This is a genomic window from Austwickia sp. (assembly GCA_016699675.1).
GTDB lineage: Bacteria > Actinomycetota > Actinomycetes > Actinomycetales > Dermatophilaceae > Austwickia.
In genome coordinates this window covers 624,660-636,172 of the sequence record CP064985.1, presented here as the reverse complement: position 1 = coordinate 636,172, position 11,513 = coordinate 624,660, and the positions used below count along the sequence as shown (strand labels likewise).

13 protein-coding genes are annotated in these 11,513 nt (G+C 73.3%); 11 read left to right on the top strand and 2 right to left on the bottom strand.

Annotated features, from left to right (window positions below):
• The first annotated feature begins 13 nt into the window (after positions 1–13).
• From IPK37_02895 to IPK37_02860, 8 genes are all read left to right on the top strand, one after another.
• Entirely contained in the window at positions 14–1,660 is a 1,647-nt protein-coding gene (locus IPK37_02895; GenBank protein QQS02625.1) for a bifunctional uroporphyrinogen-III C-methyltransferase/uroporphyrinogen-III synthase, read from the top strand.
• A gap of 1 nt (position 1,661) precedes the next feature.
• A complete protein-coding gene (gene hemB / locus IPK37_02890) occupies positions 1,662–2,693 on the top strand; it encodes a porphobilinogen synthase (protein ID QQS01430.1) in 1,032 nt (343 codons plus the stop codon).
• Between the two features lie 30 nt (positions 2,694–2,723).
• Positions 2,724–3,197 carry a MarR family transcriptional regulator gene (locus IPK37_02885; GenBank protein QQS01429.1) on the top strand — a complete coding sequence of 158 codons (474 nt, stop codon included), beginning with the start codon at positions 2,724–2,726 and terminating at the stop codon, positions 3,195–3,197.
• Positions 3,198–3,348: 151 nt separating this feature from the next.
• The gene (locus IPK37_02880; GenBank protein QQS01428.1) at positions 3,349–3,939 is read left to right on the top strand and encodes a GtrA family protein; all 591 of its coding nucleotides are present in this window, start codon (positions 3,349–3,351) and stop codon (positions 3,937–3,939) included.
• 15 nt (positions 3,940–3,954) lie between these two features.
• A complete protein-coding gene (gene hemL / locus IPK37_02875) occupies positions 3,955–5,361 on the top strand; it encodes a glutamate-1-semialdehyde 2,1-aminomutase (protein QQS01427.1) in 1,407 nt (468 codons plus the stop codon).
• Positions 5,362–5,401: 40 nt separating this feature from the next.
• Positions 5,402–6,037 carry a histidine phosphatase family protein gene (locus tag IPK37_02870; GenBank protein QQS01426.1) on the top strand — a complete coding sequence of 212 codons (636 nt, stop codon included), beginning with the start codon at positions 5,402–5,404 and terminating at the stop codon, positions 6,035–6,037.
• Positions 6,034–6,600: a TlpA family protein disulfide reductase gene (locus tag IPK37_02865; GenBank protein QQS01425.1), complete on the top strand. Its 567-nt coding sequence runs from the start codon at positions 6,034–6,036 to the stop codon at positions 6,598–6,600. The genes IPK37_02870 and IPK37_02865 overlap by 4 nt, the downstream gene beginning before the upstream one ends.
• A 28-nt stretch (positions 6,601–6,628) precedes the next feature.
• A complete protein-coding gene (locus IPK37_02860) occupies positions 6,629–7,393 on the top strand; it encodes a cytochrome c biogenesis protein CcdA (protein QQS02624.1) in 765 nt (254 codons plus the stop codon).
• Positions 7,394–7,437: 44 nt separating this feature from the next.
• On the opposite strand, the gene IPK37_02855 is transcribed toward IPK37_02860, so the two are convergent.
• Both IPK37_02855 and IPK37_02850 read right to left on the bottom strand, forming a co-directional pair.
• Positions 7,438–7,854 (bottom strand): PIN domain nuclease, encoded by a 417-nt coding sequence (locus IPK37_02855; protein QQS01424.1) that lies wholly within the window; start codon positions 7,852–7,854, stop codon positions 7,438–7,440.
• On the bottom strand, positions 7,851–8,108 hold the full coding sequence (locus IPK37_02850) for a type II toxin-antitoxin system VapB family antitoxin (protein QQS01423.1): 258 nt from the start codon (positions 8,106–8,108) through the stop codon (positions 7,851–7,853). Before IPK37_02850 ends, IPK37_02855 begins: the two co-directional genes overlap by 4 nt.
• A 284-nt stretch (positions 8,109–8,392) precedes the next feature.
• Between IPK37_02850 and IPK37_02845 the strand changes: the two genes are divergently transcribed.
• From IPK37_02845 to IPK37_02835, 3 genes are read left to right on the top strand one after another with little or no spacing between them, the layout of a single operon-like run.
• Positions 8,393–10,003 (top strand): cytochrome c biogenesis protein ResB, encoded by a 1,611-nt coding sequence (locus IPK37_02845; protein ID QQS02623.1) that lies wholly within the window; start codon positions 8,393–8,395, stop codon positions 10,001–10,003.
• 42 nt (positions 10,004–10,045) lie between these two features.
• On the top strand, positions 10,046–11,164 hold the full coding sequence (ccsB, locus tag IPK37_02840) for a c-type cytochrome biogenesis protein CcsB (GenBank protein ID QQS01422.1): 1,119 nt from the start codon (positions 10,046–10,048) through the stop codon (positions 11,162–11,164).
• A gap of 5 nt (positions 11,165–11,169) precedes the next feature.
• Positions 11,170–11,484, top strand: coding sequence for a DUF4229 domain-containing protein (locus IPK37_02835; protein ID QQS01421.1), 315 nt, complete (start codon positions 11,170–11,172; stop codon positions 11,482–11,484).
• The last annotated feature ends 29 nt before the right edge of the window (positions 11,485–11,513 follow it).

Genomic DNA, 11,513 nt, shown 5'->3' with positions numbered 1-11,513 from the left:
CCCACGCCTCGAACTGGACACGTCGTCGAACGCGTCCGACGCGTCTGACGCGTCCAGGCAGGGCGACGCCCTCGCCAGCGTTGCCTTCGTGGGCACCGGCCCCGGCGCCCCCGGCCTGCTCACGGTGCGCGGCGCCGACCTGGTGGCGCACGCGGACGTCATCGTCCTCGACCACGACACCCCGGCCTCGATCGTCGAACGGCACGCGCGCGCGGGCGTGCGTCTCGTCGAGGCGCAGGAGGTCTCCAAGCAGGGGGCGGGCACGCTGCTGACGGGGCTCGTCCGCGAGGCGGCCCGCAAGCCGACGGACGAGCAGGGCTCCCCGCTCGTCGTACGGCTCATGGACGGCGCCGGCGGCCTCACCGACACGCTCCGCGCCGAACTCGCCGCCTGCCTCGACGCCGGTCTCGCCGTCGAGGTGGTGCCCGGGGTCAGCTACGCCACGGCGGTCCCCACGTACGCGGGCATTCCTTGGGCCAGCGCCGACACCCCGGCCTGCCTCGTCATCGCCCAGGTCGACGCGGTCGACTCGTGGGGGCCGGCGGCCTCCTCGGACCTGCCCGTCACCGTGATGGGGCCGACGTCGGATGTCACCGCCGGGCTCGAGCGGATCCTCGCCGAGGGCCGCGACCCACACACCGACGTCGCCCTGGTCGCCCACGGCAGCACCACCGAGCAGCGCACCACGGTCGTCGCGCTCGGCGAGGCGCCCCGGCTGCTGCGGGCCGGCCGCGTTCCCGATGTCCGGGTCGCGATCGTCGGCGGCGGCGTCGCGGGCCGGGAGGCGTTCAGCTGGTTCGAATCGCTGCCGCTGTTCGGCTGGCGGGTCCTCGTGCCGCGCACGAAGGAGCAGGCCAGCTCGATGATGGCGGAGCTGGAACGGTACGGCGCGGTCGGCGAGGTCGTCCCCACGATCAGCGTCGAGCCGCCCCGCACCCCGGCGCAGATGGACAAGGCGATCGAGGGGATGGTGACGGGCCGGTACGAGTGGGTCGGCTTCACCTCGGTCAACGCGGTGCGCGCCGTGCGGGAGAAGTTCGCCGAGCGGGGGCTCGACAGCCGGGCGTTCGCCGGGCTGAAGATCGCCGCGGTCGGCGGGGTCACCGCCGAGGCGCTGCGCGGCATGGGCCTGGTGCCCGACCTGGTGCCGAGCGGGGAACAGTCCGCGCGCGGGCTGCTGGAGGAATGGCCCTCGTACGACCGGGATCTCGACCCGATCAACGGCGTCTTCCTGCCGCGGGCCGACATCGCCACCGACATCCTCGTGGCCGGGCTGCAGGAGCTGGGCTGGGCCGTCGACGACGTCACGGCGTACCGCACCGTCCGCGCCGCCCCGCCGCCCGCGCCCGTCCGCGACGCGATCAAGAAGGGCGACTTCGACGCGGTGCTGTTCACGAGCTCCTCGACGGTGCGCAACCTGGTGGGCATCGCCGGCAAGCCGCATGCGAACACCGTCGTGGCCTGCATCGGGCCCGCCACCGCCGAGACCGCCCGCGAACACGGCTTGACCGTCAGCGTGGTCGCGCCGGAACCGAGCGCGGCGGCCCTGGTGGCGGCCCTGGCGGCGTACGGCGACGAACGCGCCCGCGACGCTCGCGCGGCGGGCGAGCGCCCCACCCGGCCCAGCGAGAAGTCGGCCCGGCGCCGCAAGAAGGCCTGAGATGACCCCCGAGACGGATGTGGGCGCCACGAAGGGACCGACGATCCGGCCGCGGCGGCTGCGGCAGACGCCCGCCGTACGCCGGCTCGTGGCGCAGACCCGGCTGCACCCCGCGGACCTGATCCTGCCCGTGTTCGTGCGGGAGGGGGCCACGGAACCGGTGCCGATCACCTCGATGCCCGGCGTGCAGCAGCACTCGATGGATTCGCTCGTCGAGGAGGCGCGGCGGGTGGTGGCTGCGGGGCTGGGCGGGATCATGATCTTCGGCGTGCCGACCCGCCGCGACGCCACCGGCACCGGCGCCGACGACCCCGACGGGATCCTCAACGTCGCGCTGCGGGCGGTCCGCGACGCCGTCGGCGACGACACCGTCGTCATGGCCGACCTGTGCCTCGACGAGTTCACCGACCACGGCCACTGCGGGGTGCTGACGGAGCGGACGCTGCCGGGCGGGTCGCGTCGCACGGTCCCCGTCGTCGACAACGACGCGACGCTGGAGCGGTACGCCGCGATGGGCCTCGCCCAGGCCCAGGCGGGCGCCCACGTCCTGGGCCTGTCCGGGATGATGGACGGCCAGGTCGGCTACGTGCGGGCCGCTCTGGATGCGGCGGGTTTCCCGGACACGATCCTGTTGGCGTACGCGGCGAAGTACGCCTCCGGCTTCTACGGCCCCTTCCGCGAGGCCGTCGAGTCGACGCTGACCGGGGACCGGACGACGTACCAGCAGGACCCCGCCAATCTCACCGAGTCCCTGCGCGAGGTGCGCCTCGACATAGAAGAGGGCGCCGACCTGGTCATGGTCAAGCCCGCCCTGCCCTATCTCGACGTGCTGCGCGCCGTGGCCGCCGAGTCGCCGGTGCCGGTGAGCGCCTATCAGGTGTCGGGGGAGTACGCCCAGATCGAGGCCGCCGCCGCCAACGGGTGGATCGATCGCGACCGGGTCATGCTGGAGTCGCTGACCTCGATCCGGCGCGCCGGAGCGGGGCAGATCCTGACGTACTACGCGCTGCGCGCCGCCGAGCTCCTGAGCTGAGCCGCGCCCTCGTGGGACGATGGGTCGACCATGACCGATCCGACCCCGCTCGAGCAGACCCGCTGGCTTGACCCCGAGGAGCAGCGCGCCTGGCGCGCCTACCTGCGTGGCGCCGCCCTCGCCATAGACGCGCTCGACCGGGACCTGCAGGCGCACGGGGTGTCGCTGTCGGAGTACGAGATCTTAACGCTGGTCTCCGAGTCGCCGGACGGTCGGCAACGCATGTCGGTGCTGGCGGACGCCGTTGTGCAGTCCCGCAGCCGGCTGACCCACACGGCCGCCCGGCTGGAGCGCCGCGGGTGGGTGCAGCGCCGCCAGAGCCCGCACGATCGGCGCGGCGTGGAGTTGTGCCTGACGGCCGCCGGGCACGAGGTCCTCGCGGCGTTGGCTCCCGTGCACGTCGAGGGGGTCCGGCGGATCCTGCTCGATCCCCTCGGGCGCGAGGCGTTTCTGCAGCTGGGCGAGACGATGGCCACGGTGGCCGAGGCGGCCGTCGAGTCGTGAGCCAGGCGTCGTCACTGGTGGTCCACCCGGGCGTTGCGCGCGCTTCAGGCTTTTCCATGGGCATGGCACGGACGGCGGCCGGCCGGCCGGCCGGGACGAGCGTCCGGGAAACGTCCAGGAGCCGCCCAGTCGCCACGGGTAGGCTCGTCGGGTGTCCACCCCCACCCGCCGTACCGTCAAGAAGCACCATTTCGTCGAGTTCATCCAGTTCGGGCTCGTCGGCGGCTCCGGGTTCGTGGTCAACATGGTGGCGTTCATCGTGCTCAGCAAGGTGTTCACGGGCGACGACCCGGCGCGCGCCCACGAGGTGCTGTTCCCGCTGTTCCTGTTCGACAAGAACTTCCGCGTCTACCACCTGCTGTCGACGATCGCGTTCGTCATCGCCAACATCTGGAACTTCGAGCTCAACCGCGCCTGGACCTTCCGCAAGGGCGGCAAGTCCAGCCGGCGACGGTTCAGCCGCTACTTCCTCGTCGGCGCTGCAGCCCAGGTCGTCGGCCTGGTCATCATGTCCTTCCTGCTGCACCCCGCCTCGCCGATCGCCCTGCCGCGCGACGTCTTCGACGACTCCAGCGGGTTCCGCAACGCGAAGTACTGGGCCCAGCTGATCCAGATCATCGCAACCATGCCCGTCTCGTTCGTGCTGCAGAAGCTGTGGACGTTCGCGGCGCACGAGACGCCGGACGATGCGCCGAGTCCTGGTGGCCCGGTAGGGCCTCGTAGGGTCGGCACGACGCGATAGGCCAGGATGGGGGCCATGGCTGAACCTGGTGCCCCCGCCGTCCCCGAACGCACGGGATATCCCTACGACGCCCCGGCCTCGGCCGCCCTGATGGCGCGCGCGGAGCGCGTCACGCCCGGCGGGGTGAACTCGCCCGTACGCGCGTACCGGGCCGTCGGCGGGACGCCGCGGTTCATGGCGAGCGCGAAGGGCGCCTGGCTGACCGACGCCGACGGGCGACGGTATGTCGACATGGTCGGCAGCTGGGGACCGATGATCCTGGGCCACGCGGACGAGCGGGTGCTGGCCGCCGTCCGTGATGCCGCGGCCAGCGGATTCAGCTTCGGCATGCCCAGCGAGAACGAGGTGGCCCTCGCCGAGGAGATCGTCGGGCGGGTGGGCCCGGTCGAGCAGGTGCGGCTGGTCAGCTCGGGCACCGAGGCGACCATGTCCGCGGTGCGGCTCGCGCGGGGGGCGACCGGACGGCCGGCGATCGTCAAGTTCGCCGGGTGCTACCACGGCCACGTCGACGCCCTGCTGGCGCACGCGGGATCGGGGGTGGCGACGTTCGCGCTGCCGGACTCCGCGGGCGTGCCCGCAAGCGCGGCGGGCGAGACGATCGTGCTGCCGTTCAACAACGTCGCGGCGCTGGAGGCGGCCTTCGCCGAGCACGGCCCGCGGATCGCGGCCGTCATCACCGAGGCCGCACCCGGCAACATGGGCGTCGTCCCGCCCGCGCCCGGCTGGACCGCGGCGCTGCGGCGGGTCACCCGGGCGCACGGCGCGCTCCTGATCAGCGACGAGGTGATGACGGGGTTCCGGTGCTCGCGGGCGGGCTGGTACGGGCTGGAGGGTCCGTACGCCGTCGCTGATGGCGCCGGGTCCCGCGACGTGGGCGCTCCCGACCTGTTCACGTTCGGCAAGGTGATGGGCGGCGGCTTCCCGGCCGCGGCCTTCGGCGGCCGCGCCGACCTCATGGAGCTGCTCGCGCCGACCGGCCCGGTCTACCAGGCCGGCACCCTGTCGGGAAACCCCGTCGCGACGGCCGCGGGGCTCGCGACCCTGCGGGCCTGCGACGACGCCGTCTACGCGAGGCTCGACCGGGCGGCGCACTCCATCGCGGACGGAGCCTCGGCGGCGCTGTCCGCCGCGGGCGTGCCGCACGTGGTCCAGTGGGCGGGCAGCATGTTCTCGGTGTTCTTCACCGAGGGCCCCGTCGTCGACTACGACGGCGCCCGGGCCCAGGACCTGGACGCCTTCCGGGCCTTCTTCCACGCCATGCTCGCCGCCGGGGTGCACCTGCCGCCGAGTGCGTTCGAGGTGTGGTTTGTCTCCGCGGCCCACGACGACGCCGCGGTGGAACTCGTGCTGGGTGCCCTGCCCGCAGCGGCGCGGGCGGCGGCGGCAAAGGCCGACCCCGCGCATGGCAGCATGGGCGCATGAGCGGCTCGGCGAGCGCGGGCCCATGGGGCGAAGGCAGGGCATGAGCGGGCGGACCGTTATCCATCTCGTACGACACGGCGAGGTCGAGAACCCGGAGGGCATCCTCTACGGTCGGCTGCCCGGTTATCACCTGTCCCAGCGCGGCCGCGCGATGGCCGACCTGGCCGCGCACCACCTGGCCGATCGGGACGTCACCGTCGTGGCGTCCTCGCCGATGGAGCGCGCGCTGGAGACGGCAGAACCGCTGGTCGCCCAGTTCGGGGTGCCGCTGCGGATCGAGGAGCGGCTCATTGAGGCGAAGAACGCCTTCGAGGGGCAGAAGTTCCACGCCAGCAGGGTGCTGGCGCCCGCGGTGTGGCCGCGCCTGGTGAACCCGCTGCGGCCCAGCTGGGGGGAGCCGTACGTGCAGATCGCCGCCCGAATGCGCGCCGTCGTCGAGGCGGCGCTGGTGGCGGCGGACGGCCACGAGGCCGTGCTCGTGTCGCACCAGCTCCCCATCGAGATCCTGCGCCGCGCCGTCGAGGGCGAGCGGCTGTGGCACGACCCGCGGCACCGCAAGTGCCAGCTCGCGTCGATGACCTCGCTGGAGTACCACGACGGGCTGTTGTCCTCCGTCACGTACGCCGAGCCCGCCTTCACCCTCTACCCCGGCGCCAGCGAGGTGCCCGGCGCATGACTCGCTTGCTGGCTGCGGCCCTCCTGGCCGGCGTCGGCCTCCTGGGTGGGGCGAGCGGCTGCGCCAGCCCGCCCGCGACCGGCCCGGCGGTCATGGAGACCGGCGGCATCGAGCGCATCGCGCCCCCCAAGCGGGCCGAGCCGGTGAAGCTGGACGGCAAGCTGCTGGACGGTACGCCGTGGCGGCTGGCCGACCAGGGCGGCAAGGTCGTGGTGGCCAACGTCTGGTACAGCACCTGCGGCCCGTGCGAGGCGGAGATGCCCTTGCTGGAGAAGACCTGGAAGCAGATGCAGGCCAAGCAGCCCGACGTCCGGTTCATCGGCATCGACTTCGGCGAATCCCCGGAGAGCGGGAAGAGCGCGCTGGCGCGCTACGGCACGACGTACCCGAGCCTGTCCGACGAGAGCCGCATGCTGACCCTTGGCCTACAGGGCAAGGCCAACGCGACCCCGACCACACTGATCCTGGACCGGCAGGGCCGCATCGCCGCCCGGATCACCGGGGCCGTGACCAGCGAGTCCACGCTCGTCGGGCTCATCGAGGACGTCGTGAAGGAGTCCTGAGATGGGACTCGCGGCCGCCGCCGGACCCATGGCGGCCCTCGCCGCCGCCTCGACGCTCGTCGACGGGAACCTCCTGCTGGCCGCGCTGATCGCGGTGGCCGCAGGGGTGGTGTCGTTCGCGAGCCCGTGCGTGCTGCCGCTGGTGCCGGGGTTCCTAGGGTACGTGACGGGGCTGTCGGGGCAGGCGCGGCAGGAGGAGTACGCCGGGCCGCGGCGCTCCCGGGTGCTGGCCGGGGCGGGGCTGTTCGTGCTGGGCTTCTCGATCGTGTTCCTGGCGGGGGTGGTGCTGGCGACGGCGGCCGGCACCGCGCTGCGGGCCCACGAGCGCACCGTCTCGATCGTCGGGGGGGTGCTGGTGATCGTGCTGGCGCTGGCGTTCCTCGGGGTGGGCTCCCAGGCGAGCTGGGCACCGCGGTGGCGGCCGGTGGCCGGGCTGGCCGGCGCGCCGCTGCTGGGGATGGTGTTCGCGGTGAGCTGGTCGCCCTGCATCGGTCCCACGCTGGGCGTCATCATGACGCTCGCCACGACCACGGGCGGCGGCTCGGTGGGGCGGGGGGCCGCGCTGGGAGCGGCGTACTGCCTCGGCCTCGGCGTACCGTTTTTGCTGGTGGCGGCAGGGTTCTCGTGGGCGTCCTCGGCCTCGGCCTGGCTGCGCCGGCACCACCGCGGGCTGCAGCTGGTCGGCGGGGCGATGCTGCTGGCGGTGGGGGTGCTGCTGCTCACCGGGGCGTGGAGCGCTGTGGTTCAGTGGCTGCAGGTGCACCTGATCGGCGGCTTCGTCCCGGCGCTCTGACGCTCGCCGCGGCGGCGGTCTTGGCCGGGGCAGGGCTCGGTGGACTAGCCCTTATCGACCGCGGGCACGGTGTCGAGGTCCACGCCGGCCACTGCGGCGATGCGGTCCATGTCCTTGTCGGCGTGCAGGACGGCGGCTCGGGTGCGCCAGGCCACGGCCATGATGAGGCAGTCGAGGAGCCCGCGGGGCGTGACCCCGGACCGCCGGCAGCGCCGATACAGGGCGGCCGCGGCGGCGAAGTCGGCCGCGGGTTCCAAGGGCAGCAGGGTGAACCGGGTCAGGAGACGGCGGAGATCCCGCTCGCGCGCATCGCTGCGCGCGCCGGCGAGCACCCCCATCACCACCGGTTCGGTGATCGCCACCGGGCCATCGGCCCTGATGAGGGCGGTGAGGCGTCGGTCGACGGGGCTGTCGGTGGCGCGGTCGTACTCCACCCAGGCCGACGTATCGACCAGGATCATCCGCGGGCCGGCGCCGACCCGGGCGCGGGGGTGCCCGCGGGCTCCTCGAGGTCGAGGGCGAGGTCGTGGGTGTCGTTGACGAGGTCGAACGCGTGGGCGCCCCGCATGCCGAGGGCCTCCTCGCGCGACATCGGCTGCCCCGCGAGCGACCGCAGCGCGAGATCGACCGCGTCGGTCTTGGTGCGCAGCCCGTAGCGAGCCATGATGACGCGCACGTGATCGTCGTCGATTTCGATGTTGGTGCGGGTGCGCATACACCAATCGTACACGTCGCGCCCCACCGTGGTCGCGCCCACCGTCGCCGCGCCCACCGTCGCCGCGCCCGGCGCAGTCAGGACCGGTCATGAGCCGGGCACCGTGGGGGCCCGGGGCCGTGTGGCAGGCTGGGCCGGTCATGAGCAAACGCCAGGATCCGCCGCCCGCCGACGTCGCCGAGGACCCCGCCGCACCCGACGTACCCGCCGCAGTTCCGGCCGGGCACGTTCCCGCCGCGGGCGACGCGGCCTTCGTCGACCTGGACGCGTCGGCGGCGCCGAGGATGCCGCGGCTGGGGCCGGTGGGCTGGGCCCGCTGGGCGTGGCGGCAGCTCACCAGCATGCGGACCGCGCTGTTCCTGCTATTGCTCGTGGCCGTCGCGGCCGTGCCGGGGTCGATCTTCCCGCAGCGCAGCCTGGACCCGAACCGGGCCGCCGACTGGATCGCGGACCACCCCGGCGTGGGGCCGGTACTCGACCGCATCGGCATGTTCGACGTGTTCACCTCGCCGTGGTTCTCGGCGATCTACCTGCTCCTGATGCTCTCCCTGGTCGGCTGCGTCATCCCGCGGACCCGGCTGCACCTGCGCGAACTGCGGGGTCAGCCGCCGCGCGCCCCGCGTCGGCTGGATCGGTTGCCGAGCCACGCGGAGACGGTCGTGGCGGGTACGCCGGAGGAGGCGCTGGCCCGGGCCCGTGCCGCCCTGCGCCGGGGCTACCGCATCCGCCGTGACGACCAGGCCGCCTCGGCCGATGGCTCCGCCGAGCGCGTGCTGTCCGCCGAGTGCGGCCACCTGCGGGAGACCGGCAACCTGCTCTTCCACGTCGCCCTGCTCGCCTTGATCGGGGCACTCGCCTGGGGGCATCTCGTGGGGTGGCGCGGCGACCGGATCATCCCGGTGGGGCAGTCGTTCGCGAACACGGTCGCCGGCTACGACACCTTCAACCCCGGCCCGTGGGTGGACACCGCTGCGCTGCAGCCGTTCACGGTGCGGGTGGATTCGCTCGACGTACGGTTCGAGACCGATCCCCGCGCCGCGCAGCAGGTCGGCGCCCCGCGCGACTTCCGCGCGCAGACCACCGTGACCACCGGCCCGGGCGCGGAGCCGGAGCGGCGCGAGTTCGCGGTCAACAAGCCGCTGGGCTTCGGCGGCGCGCAGGTCTACCTGCTCGGGAACGGCTACGCCCCGACGATCACCGTGCGCGATGCGGCCGGCCAGGTGACCTTCCGCGGGCAGGTGCCGTTCCTGCCGCAGGACAACATGTACACCTCGCTGGGCGCGGTGAAGGTGCCCGCGGCGACCCCGAAGCAGCTCGGCTTCGTGGGGTTGTTCCTGCCGACGGCCGGTACGTCGAGTGACGGCGGCCTGGTCTCGACCTTCCCCGACCTGACGAATCCGGCGCTGGTGCTCGCGGCGTACGAGGGGGAGCTCTTCCCCGGCGGCCGCCCCCAGAACGTTTACACGCTGGACACCGCGCGGATGGCCCAGGTCAAGGACGATGCGGGCAACCCGGTGCGGCTCACGCTGGCGCCCGGGCAGAGCGCGCAGCTGCCCGGGGGGCGGGGGAGCGTGACGTACGAGGGGACGCAGCGCTGGGCGGGGGTCTCGACGCGGTACGACCCTGCGCGACCCCTGGCGCTCGGATCGGCGCTGGTCAGCGCGCTGGGCCTGGTGGCCTCGCTGGTGGTCCGGCGGCGTCGGGTGTTCGTCCGGGTGCGGCCCGCGGACCCGGGTCCGGATGGGGCGCCGCGCAGCCACGTGCAGGTGGGGGCGCTGGCCAAGAGCGAGGACGCCGGCTTGGACGAGGCCGTCCGGCGACTCGTTCGCCGGATCGGCGGGCCGGGCGGCGAGGGGGATGCTCTTGGCCGCAGCGTTGTCGGTGGACCGGGATAGTCTGGCCGAAACCTTCCAGTACCCCACCTCGCGGACGGTCCCATGCCGAATCTCCAGCTGTCCAACCTCGCCAACCTCGCCCTGTACGGCGCCATGGTCGCCCTCGCGCTCGCGATGCTCGCGTTCGCGGTGTACGTCGCGTTCGCCGATCGGCCTCGGCTGCGGGGCGCCCGGGAGGCGGGCTCGGAGGGCGCGGCGAACCTGATCGCCGGGCAGGCGGAATCCGCGCCGGCGGAAGCCGCGCTGGTGGGCGCGGGCTCGGCGCGATCCGCGGGGGAGTCGGCGGCGTCGGCCGGGTTGGGCCGCCGCCTGGTTCCCGCCGGGGACGACGGTGCGGGCGCGGGCGCCGATGGCGTCGTGGCGGCGGACTCCGGCGCGGGGGAGTCGCGGGCCCGGGGCGCGCGCGGCGCGAGGGCGGGCCAATTCGGGATGACCCTGACCTGGCTCACCCTGATGTTGCTGGTCGTGTCGGTGGTCGCGCGCGGAATCGCCGTACGTCGGGTGCCCGTGGCGAACATGTTCGAGTTCGCCGTGTTCGGGGCCATGATGGCGCTGGGGCTCTACCTGCTGCTGGCGATGCGGCGGCCGCTGCGCTGGCTGGGGCTGTTCGTGGTCACGCCGGTGCTGCTGGTGCTCGGGCTCGCCCTCTCCGTCTGGTATTCGCCCGCGGCGGAGCTGCTGCCCTCGCTGCAGAGCCTGTGGCTGGCCATCCACGTGCCGATCGCAGTGCTGTCGGTGGCGTTCTTCACGGTGGCGTTCAGCGTGCTGCTGCTTCAGCTCGCCCGCGAACGCCACGACGCACGCGTCGCCGACGGGCGGGCGCAGGAGAGCTTCCTCGACACCCTGCCGAGCGCGCGCACGCTCGACCGGATCGCCTACAGCCTGCACATCGTCGCGTTCCCGCTGTGGACCTTCTCGGTGATCGCGGGGGCGATCTGGGCGCAGCAGGCGTGGGGTGCGTACTGGAACTGGGATCCCAAGGAGACCTGGACCTTCGTGATCTGGGTGATCTACGCGGCATACCTGCACGCCCGGGCGACCAGCGGCTGGAGCCGCCGCACGGCCAACATCCTCGCCGCCCTGGGCTACCTCGCGATCATCGTCAACTTCGCGATCGTCAACGTCTACTTCGTCGGCCAACACTCCTACTCGGGACTGTGAGATAGATGCTCTCGCCCTTCGTTCGCTACACCATCCTGCGGCTGCTCGCGTTCTTCGCCTGCCTGCTGCTGCTGTTCGCGATCCCGTGGATGCGGGAGAACCCGCTGATCCTGCTCATCTCTGCGGCCCTGCTGTCCGCGGTGCTGTCGCTGTTCTTCTTCCGGGGCCCGCGCGACGAGATGAGCGGCAAGCTCGCCGAGCGCATCGAGCACCGGATGGAGCACAAGCAGGCCGCCCACGCCCGGCGCGCCGACGGCCGCGTCCGCGACGAGGACACCGAAGAGGCGGAGCTCGCCGCCGATCAGGAGCGCTACCGCTGACGCAGGGTGCGTCCAGCCGTAACGTTCGC

Bases quoted from the DNA above. Each gene is read 5' to 3' on its own strand.
- IPK37_02850 (QQS01423.1), bottom strand. From the start codon at position 8,108: ATGCGCACCCGCACCAACATCGAAATCGACGACGATCACGTGCGCGTC.
- IPK37_02860 (QQS02624.1), top strand. From the start codon at position 6,629: ATGGCGGCCCTCGCCGCCGCCTCGACGCTCGTCGACGGGAACCTCCTG.
- IPK37_02855 (QQS01424.1), bottom strand. From the start codon at position 7,854: ATGATCCTGGTCGATACGTCGGCCTGGGTGGAGTACGACCGCGCCACC.
- IPK37_02865 (QQS01425.1), top strand. From the start codon at position 6,034: ATGACTCGCTTGCTGGCTGCGGCCCTCCTGGCCGGCGTCGGCCTCCTG.
- IPK37_02870 (QQS01426.1), top strand. From the start codon at position 5,402: ATGAGCGGGCGGACCGTTATCCATCTCGTACGACACGGCGAGGTCGAG.
- IPK37_02845 (QQS02623.1), top strand. From the start codon at position 8,393: ATGCCGCGGCTGGGGCCGGTGGGCTGGGCCCGCTGGGCGTGGCGGCAG.
- IPK37_02885 (QQS01429.1), top strand. From the start codon at position 2,724: ATGACCGATCCGACCCCGCTCGAGCAGACCCGCTGGCTTGACCCCGAG.
- hemB (QQS01430.1), top strand. From the start codon at position 1,662: ATGACCCCCGAGACGGATGTGGGCGCCACGAAGGGACCGACGATCCGG.
- IPK37_02835 (QQS01421.1), top strand. From the start codon at position 11,170: ATGCTCTCGCCCTTCGTTCGCTACACCATCCTGCGGCTGCTCGCGTTC.
- ccsB (QQS01422.1), top strand. From the start codon at position 10,046: ATGCCGAATCTCCAGCTGTCCAACCTCGCCAACCTCGCCCTGTACGGC.
- hemL (QQS01427.1), top strand. From the start codon at position 3,955: ATGGCTGAACCTGGTGCCCCCGCCGTCCCCGAACGCACGGGATATCCC.